The organism is Paenibacillus wuxiensis, assembly GCF_040195695.1.
GTDB classification, from domain to species: Bacteria; Bacillota; Bacilli; order Paenibacillales; family Paenibacillaceae; genus Paenibacillus_B; species Paenibacillus_B suaedae.
This window is the reverse complement of record NZ_JBEFZI010000005.1, coordinates 368,471-386,299: the sequence shown is the minus strand read 5'-3', so window position 1 is coordinate 386,299 and position 17,829 is coordinate 368,471. Positions and strand designations below refer to the sequence as shown.

15 protein-coding genes are annotated in these 17,829 nt (G+C 47.9%); 4 read left to right on the top strand and 11 right to left on the bottom strand.

Features of this window, described 5'->3' with window-relative positions:
* Nucleotides 1-125 precede the first annotated feature (125 nt).
* Both ABN764_RS13325 and ABN764_RS13320 read right to left on the bottom strand, forming a co-directional pair.
* The gene (locus tag ABN764_RS13325; protein WP_083545264.1) at nt 126-956 is read right to left on the bottom strand and encodes an ABC transporter permease; all 831 of its coding nucleotides are present in this window, start codon (nt 954-956) and stop codon (nt 126-128) included.
* Entirely contained in the window at nt 953-1,906 is a 954-nt protein-coding gene (locus ABN764_RS13320) for an ABC transporter ATP-binding protein (protein ID WP_028533598.1), read from the bottom strand. Before ABN764_RS13320 ends, ABN764_RS13325 begins: the two co-directional genes overlap by 4 nt.
* Before the next feature lie 450 nt (nt 1,907-2,356).
* On the opposite strand from ABN764_RS13320, the gene bioA reads away from it, so the two are divergent.
* The gene (gene bioA, locus ABN764_RS13315) at nt 2,357-3,742 is read left to right on the top strand and encodes an adenosylmethionine--8-amino-7-oxononanoate transaminase (protein WP_446672146.1); all 1,386 of its coding nucleotides are present in this window, start codon (nt 2,357-2,359) and stop codon (nt 3,740-3,742) included.
* A 710-nt stretch (nt 3,743-4,452) separates the two neighbouring features.
* Here the strand turns inward: bioA and murB are convergent.
* The 6 genes from murB to ABN764_RS13285 all read right to left on the bottom strand — a co-directional run bounded on the left by murB (nt 4,453) and on the right by ABN764_RS13285 (nt 10,532).
* On the bottom strand, nt 4,453-5,370 hold the full coding sequence (gene murB, locus ABN764_RS13310) for a UDP-N-acetylmuramate dehydrogenase (protein WP_446672145.1): 918 nt from the start codon (nt 5,368-5,370) through the stop codon (nt 4,453-4,455).
* Between the two features lie 920 nt (nt 5,371-6,290).
* Nucleotides 6,291-7,247, bottom strand: a complete 957-nt coding sequence (locus tag ABN764_RS13305; RefSeq protein WP_446672144.1) for an ABC transporter permease — start codon at nt 7,245-7,247, stop codon at nt 6,291-6,293.
* A complete protein-coding gene (locus ABN764_RS13300) occupies nt 7,240-8,166 on the bottom strand; it encodes an ABC transporter ATP-binding protein (RefSeq protein ID WP_174808796.1) in 927 nt (308 codons plus the stop codon). The genes ABN764_RS13305 and ABN764_RS13300 overlap by 8 nt, the downstream gene beginning before the upstream one ends.
* Nucleotides 8,167-8,264: 98 nt before the next feature.
* Entirely contained in the window at nt 8,265-9,281 is a 1,017-nt protein-coding gene (locus tag ABN764_RS13295; RefSeq protein WP_268626350.1) for an ABC-2 transporter permease family protein, read from the bottom strand.
* Nucleotides 9,268-10,149: an ABC transporter ATP-binding protein gene (locus ABN764_RS13290; RefSeq protein WP_268626349.1), complete on the bottom strand. Its 882-nt coding sequence runs from the start codon at nt 10,147-10,149 to the stop codon at nt 9,268-9,270. The genes ABN764_RS13295 and ABN764_RS13290 overlap by 14 nt, the downstream gene beginning before the upstream one ends.
* Nucleotides 10,146-10,532 (bottom strand): GntR family transcriptional regulator, encoded by a 387-nt coding sequence (locus ABN764_RS13285; protein WP_021256162.1) that lies wholly within the window; start codon nt 10,530-10,532, stop codon nt 10,146-10,148. The genes ABN764_RS13290 and ABN764_RS13285 overlap by 4 nt, the downstream gene beginning before the upstream one ends.
* A 195-nt stretch (nt 10,533-10,727) precedes the next feature.
* Between ABN764_RS13285 and ABN764_RS13280 the strand changes: the two genes are divergently transcribed.
* Entirely contained in the window at nt 10,728-11,612 is an 885-nt protein-coding gene (locus tag ABN764_RS13280; protein ID WP_174808798.1) for an alpha/beta hydrolase family protein, read from the top strand.
* Nucleotides 11,613-11,728: 116 nt separating this feature from the next.
* Nucleotides 11,729-13,096 carry a Na+/H+ antiporter NhaC family protein gene (locus tag ABN764_RS13275; RefSeq protein ID WP_174808799.1) on the top strand — a complete coding sequence of 456 codons (1,368 nt, stop codon included), beginning with the start codon at nt 11,729-11,731 and terminating at the stop codon, nt 13,094-13,096.
* A gap of 225 nt (nt 13,097-13,321) precedes the next feature.
* On the opposite strand, the gene ABN764_RS13270 is transcribed toward ABN764_RS13275, so the two are convergent.
* Nucleotides 13,322-15,592 carry a fibronectin type III domain-containing protein gene (locus tag ABN764_RS13270; protein WP_446672143.1) on the bottom strand — a complete coding sequence of 757 codons (2,271 nt, stop codon included), beginning with the start codon at nt 15,590-15,592 and terminating at the stop codon, nt 13,322-13,324.
* 263 nt (nt 15,593-15,855) lie between these two features.
* Between ABN764_RS13270 and ABN764_RS13265 the strand changes: the two genes are divergently transcribed.
* Nucleotides 15,856-16,278, top strand: a complete 423-nt coding sequence (locus tag ABN764_RS13265) for a hypothetical protein (protein WP_446672142.1) — start codon at nt 15,856-15,858, stop codon at nt 16,276-16,278.
* A 150-nt stretch (nt 16,279-16,428) separates the two neighbouring features.
* On the opposite strand, the gene nadE is transcribed toward ABN764_RS13265, so the two are convergent.
* Nucleotides 16,429-17,238 (bottom strand): NAD(+) synthase, encoded by an 810-nt coding sequence (gene nadE, locus ABN764_RS13260; protein WP_090511995.1) that lies wholly within the window; start codon nt 17,236-17,238, stop codon nt 16,429-16,431.
* A gap of 86 nt (nt 17,239-17,324) precedes the next feature.
* On the bottom strand, nt 17,325-17,759 hold the full coding sequence (locus tag ABN764_RS13255) for a BrxA/BrxB family bacilliredoxin (protein ID WP_021256168.1): 435 nt from the start codon (nt 17,757-17,759) through the stop codon (nt 17,325-17,327).
* Nucleotides 17,760-17,829 lie beyond the last annotated feature (70 nt).

The following is a 17,829-nucleotide window of genomic DNA, read 5'->3' as shown; positions in this document are numbered from 1 at the left end:
GATCAATTGCAGATCAACGCTTCCAGATATATACATGAAATTAATCTTGCGGTAATTGTATCACATGCAAGAGGCGCTGCCCAACCTATAACGGCTGACAGCGCCCACATACGCTCCAGAATCAATTATTCGCCTACACGCCATTTCACCAAGAAATGAATCACAAGAATCGATACTATGCTGTACCCCAGCAGTACGATGCTGTTCAGCATGACATCTGTTGTCCATCCAGTCAAAAGTACTCCCCGCATCGCCTCTGCCGCATATGTGGTCGGAAAAATATAGGCCACCCACTGCAATAATGATGGCAGCTGATGCATATCAACCATGACGGGCGACAGAAATGTAACGAACATCATCAGCGCCTGCACAAGCATATTTGTCAGCTGATGATTCGGCGACCAGAACCCGATGCCTACACCGACGCCAACAACACTGGTCAAGGACAATAGCACAACAATCGGCAGCGCCCATGTAATATGAAAATCAATGCCGTATCCCCATTTCCCAAATGATGCAAGCAATACAAAGGACGGAAGGGCACTCATTAAGCCTTTCAGCATATTGGCAATTACGAAGTTCAGCTTGGATATCGGCAATGACAAGTAGTACGTAAAATGACCTTGATGCTTCTGCCACGATATCTCCTGCCCCATCGAGTTCATCCCCGTTACGATAATACCGAATATGAGGTTGCCGGCAATGACCCGGATCAATGCTTCATGACTCGGATTGTCAGTAAAAGAAATCATGAAGAGCATGGTTGTAAATGGAAACATTGTTGACATCAACAGAACCCACACCCATGTGTCTCGAATGTTGGCATATTGAATTCGGGTTAGGATTATAAACTCTGTCAACTTCCGCCCAATTCCTCTTGTACCTGCGAATGGGACTGCTGATTTGACTGCAGACTGGCTAACGATATCAGATCTGCTTGCTGCTTCTGATTTCATACATCCTGCACCTCCTGCTCTGCTTGACGATCAATATGGAAATACACATCCTCTAAACTTGGCGGCTTTACCGCGTATTCCTCGATCGGCAAGTGAGGAGAACGAACAATATAATCGAGCACAAGGCTCGCTTCTGATTTGTCTACGAGCAAACGAAGCCGGTTCTCGCCATCAATATGAAGCTGCCCCCACTGTCTCAAAGCCTGCTCGGCAGCCTCACGGCGGCCAAACTCCGTGGTCAGCTCGAATTTGAGCCGCTGATCGACCTTCTGCTTCAGCTTGGCGACCGCATCAATTACTAGCAAGCGTCCATGATTGACCACTGCAACCCGATCTACTACCTGCTCTGCCTCAAGCACGTTGTGCGTAACTAGGATAATGGTCGCCCCTTCACGATTGCGTTCCTTAATTAAATTCCATACGAGGCGGCGGTTCGTGGGATCCAGTTCATTCGTTGGCTCGTCGAAAATAAGGACTGGAAGACGGCCGATCAATGCAGTCCCGATGCCAATCATCCGCCGTTGCCCTCCAGACAAATGCTTTAGCTGCTTATCGCGAAAGTCAGACAATCCCACCATCTCCAGCAACTCCGCTGACTGTCTTACGGCGTCCGATTTTGTCATCCCTCGCAGGCGCCCGGTAAACTCCAGCGCTTCTTGTGCTTTCAACACAGACAAAACATGCGGATCCTGCGAGAAATAGGCAACCTGCTGTGCCACATATTTCGTATGGCGCGATACATCCATACCCTTGAATAGCACCTTTCCTTCTGTAGGTTTCAGGTGTCCAATCATCTGCTTGATCAGGGTTGATTTGCCCGCTCCATTGGGGCCAAGCACCCCCAATATTTCACCTTCTTGCACTTGCAGCGAAATATCTACATTCGCCTTCACCTTGCCGCGTTTATACATTTGACTCACATGGTCGAGTTCATAAATAACAGGATTCACGTTCCACCCCTCCCTATATGGTAAATAATATCTAACAGGTTTGGTATCAACAACCGACCATCGATGGATCTTATATTCGTTCTCCAGGTGAATAAGCTGCTCCGTCCGTAGACGGAGTACTTATAGACGGCGTTCTCCCTGCTGACAATGTCCTCAATAAGTGGAGTTTCACTGTAGACAGTGTCTCTCTTTAGGCAACGCTCTCCTGTTGAGGAAATCCCAGATAGTGTCGATAGTGTCTCTCTTCAGACAATGCCCTCCTGTTGATGAAGTTTCCCTGCGGATAGTGTCTCTCTTCAGACAATGCTCTCCTGTTGATGAAAATTGCTGCACTCCCCCTCGTGTAAAGTTATTGCCCTGCCGAATCTTTAATGTTAACCTTTATTTAATATTATTGGTTAACATTGAAGATTCAGAGCGTTCGTCATTTACAAAGGAGCTGGGAATGAGATGGAAACAGAAAGACGGGAATCTCTTCTACATAAGGATCGTTCGTATGTCTGGCATCCCTTTACACAAATGAAGGAGTATGCCGATCGTGATCATGTGTTAATTGAACGTGCGGAGGGCATGTATGTATACGATGCAGAAGGGCGTCGCTATTACGACACCGTGTCTTCTTGGTGGTGTAACCTTCACGGACATGGGCATCCACGCATTAAGGCCGCGATTGCCGAGCAGTTGGATCAGTTCGATCACATTATGTTCAGCGGCTTAACTCATGCCCCAGGGATAGAACTGGCGGAGAAGCTTGTCCAGCTTAGCCCCGAGGGGCTAAATAAGGTATTCTATTCGGACAATGGATCGACTGCTGTGGAAGTTGCTATTAAGATGTCCTTCCAATACTGGCAGCAGACCGGCCGCCCTTCGAAGACAAAGTTCGTTTATTTGGAAGGCAGCTATCATGGTGATACATTGGGCGCGGTAAGTGTGGGCGGAGTTCCGCTCTACCATTCACTTTTCAAGCCGCTTCTGTTCCATGCCCACCGCGTGCCTGCGCCGGATATGCGCACTACTCGCATATCCGGCCCTATTGGCGAGCGGGAGGTCGCGGAGGCGGCACTAGCGCCGGTGCGCGAGCTGTTCGAACGCGAGGGTGATACAATCGCGGGCATCCTCGTCGAGCCGATGCTGATGGGCGCTGGCGGCATGATCATGACGCCTGCCGCTTATATGCAAGGCTTGCGTGAGCTGTGCTCTGCGTACGATGTCCACCTTATTGCGGACGAGGTCGCAACGGGGTTCGGGCGAACGGGCAAGATGTTCGCCTGTGAGCACGCCGGGGTCAGCCCCGACATCATGTGTCTCAGCAAGGGGCTGACCGCAGGCATAATGCCGCTCGCGGCTACACTGTGCCGCGACAGCATCTACGCCGCGTTCTACGATGATTACGCGGCGCAGAAGACATTCTTCCACGGCCACAGCTTCACCGGCAATCCGGTGGCGTGCGCCGTGGCCCTCGCTTCCCTGCGCCTGTTCGAGGAGGAGCATACACTCGAACGAGCGCAGGACACCATTGCCGCGCTCAGTTCGGCGATGCGCGGCATTGCCGAGCTGCCACACGTTGCAAATGTGCGGCAGCTCGGGTTCGTTGCGGCGTTCGACCTATATGAGGATGTCGAACACCGCAAACCATTTGCTCCCGAGCAGCGCATCGGGGCGCAAATGTACGAGGCGGGCTTCGAGGATGGACTCATCCTCCGCCCGCTCGGGGACACCCTCTACTTCTGGCTGCCGCTATGCGCCACGCCAGACGATGTGCATGACATCGCCGCTCGCACCATCCGGGTGCTCCGCCGCGTTCTGCAGCTGCAAGCGCCAGCGTGCTTAGAGTAAACAGGGAACCAGCGGAGAAATTAAGCCCAGTTAAACATAAAGAAACAAATCATAGAAAGATGACTGTGGCTTAGGCTGGGGATTCGGATTCGGTCTTAGTCTTAGTCTTAGTCTTAGTCTTAGTCTTAGTCTTGGTCTTGCGGTCTCGGTCTCGGTCTTGGTCTCGGTCTTGGTCTTGCGGTCTCGGATCTTGGTCTTGGTTTTTGCTTCGGCATTTGGCATTTTGGCTTCAACCGACAGCATTTTACGGCGTTGGTGAGATCAATGCAACTAATTGAACACACTTATCTGCACGTACTACTATTTTGTACAATGTGAATGGACAAAAAAGAGAAATGTCTATACAAAGGTGGACAAAGACAATAGTATGTCCTCCACACCTGAATTTCTATATATAGAAACAAATATGAACATACATCACCATATATAGATGAAAAGGGCTTCGAGGAAGATACCTCTCCTCCGAAAATGTGTCCACTATTCGAAAGACATTTCAGTGTTTTTTCCTCCGTAAGAGGACAAATTACACACCCAAATGCTATCTCTAGACAAACAACACAAACAACAAGAGCCCTGTGGATACACCAGAGGAATTCCATCAATATTGGAATTAGGTTCTGGCCTCCATAGGGCTCTATAACTTTTGCAACTAGTCTGAATTGTATGCTGCTCCGTTTATCTCAAACCATTTACAAGATCTGAGGATGTGATTATTCGTCTTCGCCAATGATGCGAACTTCAGTTTCGAGCTCGACGCCGAATCGTTCGTTAACTGTCTTTTGTACGTGGCGAATAAGAGAGATATATTCGCCTGCAGTCGCATTGTCCACGTTAACGATGAATCCTGCATGCTTCGTGGATACTTCAGCACCACCCAAACGCGTTCCCTGCAGACCGGATTCTTGAATGAGCTGTCCCGCGTAATACCCCGGAGGACGTTTAAAGACACTGCCGCAAGATGGATATTCAAGCGGCTGCTTCGATTCACGCAAAAATGTGAGTTCATCCATCTTCGCCTTAATTGCATCATATTCTCCCGGCACAAGTGAGAACGTTGCTTCCAGCACCATATATCCTTTCGGACCGATGTTGCTGCGGCGATATCCTAATTCAAGCTGCTCCTTGGTAAGCCGAACTAGCTCCCCTTCCGGCGTAAGCACCAGCGTACTTTCTAATACATCCGCAATCTCTCCGCCGTATGCACCAGCATTCATGTACAATGCTCCACCTACAGAACCCGGTATGCCGCAAGCGAATTCAAGTCCCGACAAATGATGCTCCCGCGCGGCACGCGATACGTCGATAATTGCCGCACCGCTCTGCGCGATGATCTGATCTCCGTGGCGTTCGATTTTGTTCAACTTGTTCAAATTGACAACAATTCCTCGAATTCCGCCATCCTTCACGATTAGATTGGAGCCGAATCCAAGGATCGTTAGCGGCAGTTCATGCTGACGTGCGAAATCAATGACAACTTGCAGCCCTTCGTAATTATCGGGCGTTACATACAAATCGGCCTTGCCACCCATTCGGGTATAAGTATGTTCTTTGAGCCATTCACCTTGTTTTATCGAATCTTCCGCAATCCGTTTACATAATTCATGATACCGTTCTGAGAGGTTATGCATGCTATTCCATCCTTACTTATCTTATTCATTCAACCTTACCATTACATTCATTTCACATTAACATCCATTATAGCCATACCAATACGAGAGTGTTCGCCTATGTGAAGCTCTCTATCGTTGTATGGACGTTCCCTTGCATACATTCCAGTATATCAAATTTTCTCAGACAATTAAGATGGCAAAAGTCACCCCTTGTCCAAGCCCGCATGTATGCCCCTAGTCTCATGAAAGATAATCAGTACGTGGGGCCACTACTCCAACATATGCACGAACATGGGCGAATGGCAACAATAGTGAGGGCGGCGCATTGATAGCGAAGCTGCAAATGATGCAAAAGACTGTTACATGCAAATAAGAACAAGTTCTGATGATACGCAATCAAGATGCAACTGATTCGAAACGGCGTGAATGCTCTGCTGATGCCGCTCAATCAAAGATAGAGATGATTCGCAAATGCGTTACACGCAAACATAAATAGATAACACCGGATCAAAGAGGTAAATGGTTCTTCGCTGTATTACATGCAAGCATAAATGATAACACCAAATCAAAGAGGTAGATGATTCTTCGCCGTGTTGCATGCAAACATAAATAGATGACACCAAATCAAAGAGGTAAATGATTCTTCGGTGTGTTACATGTAAACATAAATTGAATCAAAGAGGTAGATGATTCATCACTACGTAACATGCAAGCATAAATAAGATTTGAGACCTTATCATCGAAGTTGTCTTGGTAATTGAAATACGCTCGTTCCATACAGTGGCATAGTACGGTTACAAGAATGCTTTCAACGAATGTCCATTTCTTCATCCATGGTCCAAGGTCATTACTAGGAAATAGGAAGTCGGAAGGCGCAGAAGGTGTGAATGTCTCAGAAGCAACAAAAGCCGCCTATCCAAGTAGGCGGCCCAGCTCTATTATCCTGCTACATCTCTCTTTGTAAAGGTAAGCCAAGAAACAACGTGAAATGCAAGGAAGTAAACAATCAGCACGGCAATCGAGAATCCGAGCGTCATATCCGGGCGGAGTGGTGTTCCCTCGAAATACGGACGGAGGTCGATATTGGCGAACAGTATATATTTCCCCCAGCTATAATGCGCGAAGAGCGCTGCCATATTTCCGCCAATGAGCAAAAAGCACAGGGAAAATGCGATAGCCATAGACGAGCTGCGGAATGCCGCCGATATCATAAAGGCCAATGTCACAAACATAACTAGCTCAATGATACTGAACCCATAATCCTTCAGCAGCGCAAGCAGCCTCGAACTTTCTACAATTGCACCGTCTTCTCCGATACCTATGAGTGACTGTGAGAAACCTCCAAAACCCTCAACAACCCCTCCTACCAAAAAGGAGAATAGAATATTGATTGCAGTAAGAACAAATGCAAATTGGAGGGTAGCCGCATACTTGCTCAGTAATATGCGGGTGCGTGAGGCTGGCCCAACGAGCAATAACTTGATCGTCCCCCACGAATGTTCGGCAGCGAACATATCCGCTGCAATAACAACAGTAAACAGAATAACAACCAGCATCAGCTTCGAAGAAAGATTCACGATGCTCCATATGTTCAAGGCATGCGGATTACGATTATGCTCCATGTAGTATTCATTGAGCTGGATCCGGTTCGTTAACTCCTGCTTCGCGTCCAGCCCAATATTTCCACTGGTGTCTGTAAGTTGCTGCTTCAAATGTTCATTGGATTGGACAAGATATTGCTGCCATCCCTCACCCTTGCGAGGATCTTTGTCAATTTCCATAATACTGGTTAGCAGCACAATAACAGCCATAAGTATTCCGATCATAATCCATGTACGAGGGCGCCGATATATCTTCATATTCTCGTTCTGAATGAGATTGTAGTAGCTAGACAATACGCTCCCCTCCTGTCAGCTCCAAAAATTGATCTTCCAATGACAGATTCGCCGCTTGAATGCCGTACACATCGATATCTGCATGCACGAGCGCCCTTGTCAGGTCAGGCACCCGCTTGCGCCCTGCCGAAATATGAAGCTGGCCTTCATCAACATGCATATCAAGATCGGGCATCATTGCAGATAGCATCTCCCAAGCTGCCCTCGGGTTGTCGACATCAATCACGATATGCTGCGTATCCGTTTTCTCCTTCAATTGCCTCATCGAGCGAACATCGATCAGCTTGCCAGTCTGGATGATCGCAACTCGATCACACATCAGCTCCATCTCGGACAATAAATGAGAGGATACGACGACACTGATGCCTTCTTGATGCGCCAAGTTGCGCAAATAATCTCGCAGCTCACGGATCCCCGCTGGATCCAGCCCATTCGTTGGCTCATCGAGAATTAATACGGAAGGCTTGTGCAACAGCGCTTGAGCGACACCAAGCCGCTGCCGCATACCCAGTGAATAGCGCTTTACTTTCTCATGAATGCGATTTTCCAACCCAACGAGCTTCACGACCTCGTCAATCCGCTCTTTCGTTATGCCCGAATGTCTTCGTCCGTAATATACGAGATTTTGATACCCTGTCAAAAACTTATACATCTCTGGATTTTCCACTATCGCTCCAATATGGGTCATTGCCTGCTCGAACTCCTTGTGCACAGGAATTCCTTTCACGTAGATTTCACCAGATGTCATCGAAATTAAACCCACAATCATCCGAATCGTTGTCGTCTTGCCCGCCCCATTGGGACCCAGAAATCCAAATACTTCTCCCGCCGGAACATCAAATGACATCTGATCCACAATCGTGCGCTTGCCAATTTGTTTGGTGACATTGCGAAGCTGAAGGACTGCTTCTGAACTCATAAAATCCGAACCTCCCAACAGAAAATAACCCTCTGAACCTACATCCCCTGAACATTAAATATGGACGACTCTCTCAACCAACAGCAAAATCTATATTTCTATCGACGCGGGCGCATATGTGTCAAGGTTCGAATAATCAGATAGCAAAGAACAGCTCCAACCCCTGCTCCGCACACATATCCAATCCTTCCCGGAGAAAAAAAGTCATAACCCACAGTTCCCCCGTACAGCGCTGCAAATATGACACCTAACACAATATAAGCCTTTTCTATAGCAGGGAATACAAACTGTTTGCCGTTATTCTCCGTACGATTGCGGGAGTACAGCCACATGCCAGCGAGTAATAACAATATCGAAACGATACTTATAAACCCATACGAATATCCAGGCCCTTCATGCGTGACCCAATTCCCTACATTAAATCTGTCCCATACGCCAATATCAATTACAGATTGAGCGGATTCTGACACAGGGATCATGAATATATGAACGAATTTTCCTATTACAAACCGCAGAAAATCAAATAGAGTCATGCAAAGCAGAAACAACAACGCCTGCATTGACCATGTTCCTGTAAAGGATCCTAGGAACATGGTAAGCGTGTATATGGATACTGCTACAAAAATCATATGGAGTCCTCGTACAACTATCTCCCCTATAGAGACATATTCACTTACATGCGAGGATGCGAGCACCACGAAATCTAATCCCAGTGTAATAACAATTGTGCTCACAATGTACACAATACCTACCATCCATTTGGTCAAATACAATATCCATCTTGGATAAGGCAGGGCAAACATATGCTCATTCACCTGATTTCGCCGTTCCTGACCTAATAGCCAAATAGACAATACAAAGCTACCAAGGATGATAAAAATCAAACCACCGCCATAATCGTTATACAGATTATCGCCTGCACGGCCATCTTGATTTACATAGGTAACATTCTTAACAAATGTATCCCTCATCGACTTAGAAGCCCACCACAACTTCCACATATGCGTATAAACGATAGGAAAAAAACTCGCCAGCAGCATGAGCCACAGCAGTACGCGTGTCTGACGATACTCCTTCCACCAGAGCGCCTTTACGAACAGCTTATGCTTCATCATCGTTACCTCCCGCCTTCCCGATAAACCAATCCTCTAGCGTCAATGGGAGCTCATCGACGAGCAGCGGCTTCATCTCTTGCAATTCTGTCATTGCTTCATTCGACTCTAGGATAACCGTATATACACGGCCGACCTGTTGTAGAACGAACACATCTTCCCGATGCAGCCACATCGGAGATTTATCCCCGTTAAATACAATCTGCAGCTTCTTCATCTGCTCGCGCAAAAGCTCCAATTCCCATATATCATCCGTTCTCCCATCTCGCAGCAGAACCACAGAATCGGCAATCCGATCAAGCTCACTGAGCATATGTGACGAGATGACAATGGAATTGTTCTCATGGAGCGAGTCGACAATTAAGCTGAGAAGCTGCTTCTTAGCAACGGCATCGACGCCATTCGTCGGTTCGTCGAGTAGGATCAACCCAGCCTTCGTTGCAAGACCAAGCGCCGTACTGAACAGCATCTTCATCCCTTTGGACAAGGTGCGAACTCGCTTGTGCATCGGCAGCTTGAACCGCTCCATCGCCGACGTAAAGAAGAACAAATCGAATTTGGGATAGATCATTCCGTACCACGCAGCACATTCCCGAATCGTGTGCATTTCTAGCGCAGTTGGAGCATCGGGTACGAATACAACATCCTGCTTGCATGCCGCATGTGTGTGCGTGTGAATATCCTTGCTGTCATACGATACACTGCCCTGATCTGGGTCGTATACCCCAACCAACGTCCGCAGTAAGGTGGTCTTACCCTCTCCATTCCGTCCTACGAGTCCAATGATTTTCCCTGGTTCAATCGTAAAGCTTACTCCGCGAAGTATCGGTTTCCCATCTATTGCTTTATGGACATCCGTCACTCGCATCATGATTCATCCCTCCACCATTCCTCCGAAGCTTGCTCCACCATCTCTATAAATTCCTTCCGCTCCAGCCCCAAATGTTTCGCTTCAACGGCGATGCGGTTCAATTCATCCTTCAGCTTCGTCATTCGTTCATTCGCCATGCGAGGGACAGGTGTATCCGCAATGAATGTTCCTTTGCCTCGAACCGTCACAATTACTCCTTGGCGTTCTAATTCCTGATAAGACTTGCTCACTGTATTTGGATTTACTAACAGCATTGTCGACAACTCCCTCACGGACGGCACCTTGTCTCCGCTTTGCAGCGCTCCCTGCGCAACTAGAGCCTTCATCTGTTCGACGATTTGCTCATAAATCGGCATAGCGCTCTGTTCATGTAATCGAAACATGGCAGCCTCCTTTCACATTTGCAATTACGTAGCAGCTTCAAATAGATTCGTTCACAAGTGTACTACTTCAACTAGTACACATAGTACACCTGTGAACCTAAATATGTCAATACATTTATTGGAATACCATGCACCATTTTTCTTATTCTGTGTTACAATATGGCTGGATATTATCAGACCAAGGGGGTCGGATTAATGAGACATTCATTTACGCTCACATGGGAAGGGCAAGAACGCATTTTGCGAGGCGATGCCTTCACCCCTGGCAGCACCTTCAATTCAAAGGAAAAGCCAAAGACAGGTGTGCTTCTTGTAGCCCACGGCTACAAGGGATTCAAGGATTGGGGCATGTTCCCTTATGTCGGTGAACAGCTAGCTGAACGCAGCGGACTCCTGACCCTAACCTTCAACTTCACATATAACGGTGTCGGCCCTTCGCTCGATCGCTTCGATGAACCTGATCGATTTGCCGTTAACACCTATCAGCGAGAGCAGGAAGATATAGATCGTCTCTTCCACTGGGTACGTTCAGATAAATTTGGCCAGTGGATAATTTCTGAGGGAATCGAATATGATGTATTGCCGGAGACACCCATTTACTTGCTCGGACATAGCCGTGGAGGCGCAAGCAGTCTGCTCTATGCACTCGACCACCCGGATGCGGTAAGTGGCGTAATTTCGTGGAATGGTGTTACGAATATGGATTTGTTCACGGAACAACAGAAGGAGGAGATGAGGCAATCCGGGCGTTCTGCCGTTATTAATGCCCGCACCAAAGAGGCATTGCCATTAGATCGAGTTATGCTGGAGGATTTGGGGGCTAATGTGGAGAGATATGCATTGATTGAACGTATGAAGAAGGCTCATTTCCCCCTGCTTCTCGTTCAAGGCTCCGATGATTTGCCTGGATTCCGCGAGGGATCGGCACAGCTAATTGATAACTATCCTGCAGCGAAATGGATAACCATTGATAATGCCGGACACACCTTTAATACGGTTCATCCCTTCCAAGGCACGACCCCAGCACTTGAAGCTGCAATCGAGGCTACCTCGGACTGGCTTCATCACCACCCACATTAACTGCCAGCGAAGAACGACAGTACAACCTGAACGTAATCTGCTTGAACCATCGTGATGATTATTGCTTGCATGATAGATGCAGCATTAGAGTATAAGACAGGAGTTGCCTAATTGCCATGTTATCGAAACAACAGCTGATTACGGTCATTATGACTACCATTGCAGGACTAACTGCAGCTTACTTGCTTCATATCCCACTCCTTATTGGATTTGCACTCGGCTTCATCGTTCTCACCATCTTATCTCGTCGCCAAGGCAATACATGGACTTCTCTGCTTCGTTATATGAGGGATGGAGCCAAGCATACACTTGGGGTAACCTGGATACTTATTATGGTGGGACTTATGATTCCCGCATGGACAATAAGCGGAACGATCCCCTATCTTATTGAACAGGGTTTGTCCTGGATTGATCCTGCTTATATGACAACACTCACGTTCTGGTTCTCCACGGTCTTCTCCATGCTGCTCGGGACTTCAACCGGAACACTTAGCGCTGTAGGCATCCCTATGATGGGGGTAGCTGCGATTGCGGGCGTTCCATTGCCGCTTATGGCAGGGGCACTCGTCTCCGGTGCATTTGTCGGAGACCGGACATCGCCATTCTCCAGCACGCATCGTCTTGTAGCGGATTCTACAGGGACGAGTGTCGGTCGGCAATACCCGGCTCTCATGCCTACCACACTGCTCGCACTGGCTTCAGCGACTGCATTCTTCATGTGGTTCGATACACAGGGGAGGTGGACTGTACCGGAACAAGCACTGCGCATGGAATCATTCGATAGCCACTTCACCTTCAGTCCTTGGCTGTTCGCTCCTGCTGCTGTCTTGATTATCGCAATCTTATTCCGACTACAGGCTCGCATCGCCTTTACCATGTCCATTATTGTTGCGCTCGTGATCGGTACATGGCTGCAAGGAGCGACGCCAGTCGAATGGGTGAATGGTTTCTTGTTCGGATATGAAAATGCCGAGCTCCCTTCCCTTCATACGAAGGGAGTACTGCATATGATTGAGCTTGTCCTATTTATTATGATCGCGGGTGCTTTTAATGGCATATTGGAGGCTACTCGTTCGCTGGAGCCGTATATCGCTGCCTTTATCGGGCGCAACAGCGCACTGCCAGGAGCAACCGTCCGTGTCGGTTTATTCGGATTATCATTAACCCTTGTATCCTGTACGCAGACACTGCCAATTATGATGGCAGGCCGGAGCGTGATGCCGCTGTGGTCGGAGCGTTTCCCGAAAGAACAGCTTGCAAGGGTGATTGCGGACAGCGCGCTCGTCTTTGCCGCTATTATTCCTTGGAACCTGCTTGCGGTACTGTGCGGCACAATATTGGGTATTCCCGTTCATCAATATGCACCATTCGCAGTCTTCCTCTGGGTTATTCCAATCTGGACACTGCTCGTATCATGGGTAATTGGCCACAGACGAACACGCAAGCTGAAACCGGCACCTGCTCCAACGGTGCAAGGATTATAACCGAGACTCCAATTTAAGATCATGGCGAAGTGAATCATCTAAAAGCGATAACAATATAAATAAACCGGTTCTACTATGCAGTAGGAACCGGTTTATTTATTTCTGCTTTTGGTTCTATACAGTATTATATCGAATATGTGACGCAGCCAGACTACTGCTGATGCGCACTCTTCTTGTTTTCAAACCGTAATTCCGAAGCTTCCCGATGTCGCCAATTCGCCAAGCTTACTGCTTGCCATGAGCAACCTGAACGGGATCCGAATTATTCCTTGCTCCTACCGCCTTAATTACGAAGCGATAGCTCTGCTTAGAATCTATGTTCTTAAGCACATAACTATATTCGGATTGACTTGGAAGGGCTGGGACATACAGACTCCAATTTTTCCCCACCTTATCATCCTGCTCATATATTCGGAAACCTCTAACAGGCTCCGATCCAACGGCAGGACGGCTCCACGACAGAATCGCATCTCTGCTCTCGAACTTCAGGTTGGCTTGCTCCACCTTGCCAGGCTTGCCGTCCGTTCTTTTAATGCTGTACTCGTCGTATTTCTTAACCTCTTCGTTCTTTGCCGCCGTATAGGACGTGAATTTCAAAACATCGTTCGATATCGAAACATCAGTGAACATCTTTTTGAACGGCTGTGCGTCAATGACTGCAAAATAATCGTCATACCCCGGATGTTTTTCGTAAAATTTCCCGCCTACTGAGTTTGTCATGAGGTACACAGAGCCTTTCGGATCGACTACATTTCCCTCTTTATCCTTCACCACGTTTTTGATCGGCTTATCATTGAGCATTTGGTAGGATCTCATATACATATGGTCATGGGCTTCGAACACAATATCAATTCCCAGCTCATCGAATACGGGTACCAAGTATTTTTTGTAGAACTGGATACGGCCATCTTCCCACTGTCCCGCATTGTCTCCTGCCGAGTAAGGGCCTTTGTGGAGCGATACGAACTTCCATTTCTTATCAGTCTTCGCAACCTGATTTCTCATCCATTCCAATTGAGCGTTGAATTCAGGATCCACCCACTCTAGTTCTCCTTTTTTATTCAATCCGCCCTCGAACTGGGAATTGAATTGCATGAAGAGCGCGTCCCCATATTCGAACGCATACACGGAACCGTCATGAGTACCTTTCACTACATCCTTCGGCAAGTTAAAATGGTTGTAGAAATTATTGTTCTCCGTAGTTTCGTCTCCATCGTAATCTCTCACCTCATGGCCGCCAAGCACGGGCACGAGCGGCACTCGGGCAAGTTCCTGCTGAGGGAGGCCCAGAAACCACTGCCACTGTGATTCCAAATCACCATTGTCGACCAAATCCCCGGTTAATATAAAGAACTTCGGATCCCCGATATGCTCGATCGCTCTGCGGAACGTATCCTGCCAGAGTTCGAATGTGGATTTGCTAGAGGCTTGCGAATCCGATCCTACGATAAAATGAAAATCTCGATTGTCTGCGTGATCCGTAGTAAATGAGCCGATAGCTCCCCATCCATCCGCATCCCCATTTCCAGCCCGATAACGATATGACGTCCCCGGCTTGAGATTATCAGCTGTGACCTTATGACTGGCGAATTTCGTTTTTTTCTTGGAGGATCGATCGCCTTTTACCATGAATGTCTCGATAATGTCGGAACTTCCCGTATAAGTAGTCGCCTTAGCTTCCGGAAATGTGCCGTTCTCCATTTCGGAGGCTTCCACCACCTGCAGCTTCGTGCCGGTTACCTCCTTCGGCGTATACCAGGCAAACGCCAGGCTTGTCTTGGTATCTCCATTGAAGGTCATGTTTAACAACTGCGGCGCCTTGAGTGAGCTGTTCGTTTTGGGTACGCCATGAACAACGATATCCTTGATTCGACTTGAGCCGGTATCGCTTATCGAGCCGCTGCCTGACACTTTTGAATCAGAGTTTACGACCCAACGAATATATAATCGCTCCCGATCGGCTGCACCGCTTGGCAGCCCAATACCGTTTAACGAGCTGGCAGAACTGTATTCCGTGCCTAGCACAAGTGTGCCTTTTTCAACGTCCGTCCACTTAGCCAGATCCGTGCTAATTTGGAGCTTGAAGTCTCTAGGCCCAGTACTGGAGGACTTCTGCTGCGAAGATACTGTAATTTGCTCCAGTCCCTTTGTCGACAAGGCGGCTAGCCAAGCTTTCTTGCCCTTGCCCTTATCCCAACCTTGATAACGGATGCTCTTTTCGCTCTCATCGAATGTAAATCCTATTCTGGAACTCCCACCGACCTCCTGGATAAGCGTAGCGGAATCTTTGGATAAACCGGATGCAGCATAGAAGATGCCTGGATCGTTCTTTAGGTTTGCAAATTCCCATTTAGCCACAATCTCTGCACTTGCAGACACGTTCAGTTCTTCCTCCGCGCGAGCAGAGCTCATGCTGGAGACTGCCAGCATAATAACCGCTAGCCATACCGACAACACGCGATAACCATTCTCCAATTTAAAACGCTGCTTTGCCATTCCATCGCCTCTTTCCATTCAATTAAATAAGTACCTTGATATTGAACAGATAACAGAAAAATACAAAACTAGCCACTTATATTATACATATTGTGGAATAAATGGGCTATTGAATTCTTCACTAGATTGCATTAGCCGTCACAGTCCGTTCACTTGTTTTTTCGGTTCAATCTGATAGAATACGAGTAATTCTCAGAATAACATTCTTCAGCGCGGCAGCGCACTCATGCTGTACGCAGACACAGTCAGCAAGGAGGATACCTATGACGACTCTATATTCGGACTTACGCACGAATGCCAATGTCAAACATTCTATTTCTACACTCCAGCATCTCCTAGCGTCACTTACTCAGCAAGAGGTCATCACATGTCATCTCCCATTCATCGAGCATACGATGTATCCTGAACATTCGATTTTCATATATACAGAACAGCAGCTTAATCATCCAGAATCCCCATTCCGTTTGAAACGCAAGCTTCAGGAAGATGAAGTTGTCATCGCCTATTTAGAATCCCGCGGATTGCTCGTTGCCGCTGGCTCTGAATCTGCATTGTCTACAGCTTGCCTGAAACTAGGCAGCCTGTTTGAGGAACAGTGCGCAGTACGGCCGCAGGCCGCACGCCCTCGCTTAAAAGAAATATTCTGGCAGGGCGTATCCCAAGATGCACATCCTCGCGCGGTATAACCGGAAGTGAAGGCGCAATAAAGCTGGCATGCATGATACCGAATAGTTCAGAAAACGCCCAATGTATACAAAAAGGCAAGCATCCAGTGCGATGCTTGCCTTCTGTCATAGGTAACTGCTTTTCAGCGGTGTACCTGTTATTTCGTTCTGTTAAATGCCGGGAATCGGGGAACGCTTATGTTCCGTCTTCTGATATTGGCGCTCGATCTTCTCGCGCACGTCATCCGGTATGTTCTTACCTTCGAGATAGTCGCTATTATGCTCGTACGTAATGCCAAGCTCCTTCTCATCGGTTTGGCCTTCCCACAGGCCTGCTGTTGGTGCCTTATCAATGACGCTAGCAGGGACACCAATATGCTTCGCGAGTTGGCGCACTTGACGCTTATTCAGAGAAGACAATGGCGTAATGTCCACTGCTCCGTCTCCCCACTTCGTATAGAAGCCAGTCAACGCCTCAGAAGCGTGATCAGTACCTACAACTAGTAAATTCAGATCAAAGGCAAGCGCGTATTGCACAACCATCCGAGTACGAGCCTTCATGTTTCCTCTATTCGGAACACTTAAGGAACGTGCTTCCGGCAGCTGCTTAAGCGCAGCTTCTACCTCTTGGGCGGCTTCATCAACCGCTTTAGCAATATTCGTTTCTACCGTATGCTTCAGATTGAATGCTTGCGCGGTTGCATAGCTGTCAGAAATATCTGCCTGAGTACCATAAGGCTGGAACACGCCAAGCGTCATATACTCCTTGCCTGTCTCTGCAGTCAATTCATCCGTCGCCTGCTTGCATAATCCCGTCGCAACCGCACTGTCAATCCCGCCGCTAATCGCGATCAGAAGCCCCTTCGTTCCTGTATTCAACACATACTGCTTCAAGAAGTCGACCCGCTTGCGCACCTCAGCATCTGGATCGATCTGTGTCTGCACGTTGAAGCGCTTGATAATCTCTTGCTGTAAACTCATTATTTCGTCCCCTTCCTACAAGCATCCGTGCTTGGCCTACAATTCTATAGAAATCCCCGCATCACAAGATGCGGGGCATAGTTAACTTAGCGGCAGAACTTATCGTATGCAGCCGTCAGATCAGCAGCAATCTCCTCTGCTGAACGATTCTCTACTTGATGACGCTCGATGAAATGCACCAGCTCGCCATCCTTCATCAAAGCGATCGATGGAGAAGAAGGCGGATATGGCGCGAAGTATTCGCGAGCCTTCGCCGTTGCTTCCTTATCTTGCCCAGCAAATACGGTGAACAAGTGGTCAGGTGTAGCATCATTCTCTAATGACTTGCGTACGCCTGGACGGCACAGTCCAGCGGCACAACCGCATACTGAATTGACAACAACAAGTGCTGTCCCCTTCGCTGTAGCCAGCTTCTCTTCCACTTCCTCTGGTGTTCGCAATTCAACGCAGCCGATGGAAGTTAACTCGTCACGCATAGGTTGAACCATATCACGCATATATTGCTCAAAAGACATGGACATCCGTACTTCACTCCTACTCTATAAATAATTCCGTTGTCAGTGATGGATGAGTACCATCGGACACTGTCGC

Excerpts from the sequence above, each read along its gene's own strand:
- ABN764_RS13325 (WP_083545264.1), bottom strand. The coding sequence starts at position 956 with ATGAAATCAGAAGCAGCAAGCAGATCTGATATCGTTAGCCAGTCTGCA.
- bioA (WP_446672146.1), top strand. The coding sequence starts at position 2,357 with ATGGAAACAGAAAGACGGGAATCTCTTCTACATAAGGATCGTTCGTAT.
- murB (WP_446672145.1), bottom strand. The coding sequence starts at position 5,370 with ATGCATAACCTCTCAGAACGGTATCATGAATTATGTAAACGGATTGCG.
- ABN764_RS13300 (WP_174808796.1), bottom strand. The coding sequence starts at position 8,166 with ATGAGTTCAGAAGCAGTCCTTCAGCTTCGCAATGTCACCAAACAAATT.
- ABN764_RS13295 (WP_268626350.1), bottom strand. The coding sequence starts at position 9,281 with ATGATGAAGCATAAGCTGTTCGTAAAGGCGCTCTGGTGGAAGGAGTAT.
- ABN764_RS13290 (WP_268626349.1), bottom strand. The coding sequence starts at position 10,149 with ATGATGCGAGTGACGGATGTCCATAAAGCAATAGATGGGAAACCGATA.
- ABN764_RS13285 (WP_021256162.1), bottom strand. The coding sequence starts at position 10,532 with ATGTTTCGATTACATGAACAGAGCGCTATGCCGATTTATGAGCAAATC.
- ABN764_RS13280 (WP_174808798.1), top strand. The coding sequence starts at position 10,728 with ATGAGACATTCATTTACGCTCACATGGGAAGGGCAAGAACGCATTTTG.
- ABN764_RS13275 (WP_174808799.1), top strand. The coding sequence starts at position 11,729 with ATGTTATCGAAACAACAGCTGATTACGGTCATTATGACTACCATTGCA.
- ABN764_RS13270 (WP_446672143.1), bottom strand. The coding sequence starts at position 15,592 with ATGGCAAAGCAGCGTTTTAAATTGGAGAATGGTTATCGCGTGTTGTCG.
- ABN764_RS13265 (WP_446672142.1), top strand. The coding sequence starts at position 15,856 with ATGACGACTCTATATTCGGACTTACGCACGAATGCCAATGTCAAACAT.
- nadE (WP_090511995.1), bottom strand. The coding sequence starts at position 17,238 with ATGAGTTTACAGCAAGAGATTATCAAGCGCTTCAACGTGCAGACACAG.
- ABN764_RS13255 (WP_021256168.1), bottom strand. The coding sequence starts at position 17,759 with ATGTCCATGTCTTTTGAGCAATATATGCGTGATATGGTTCAACCTATG.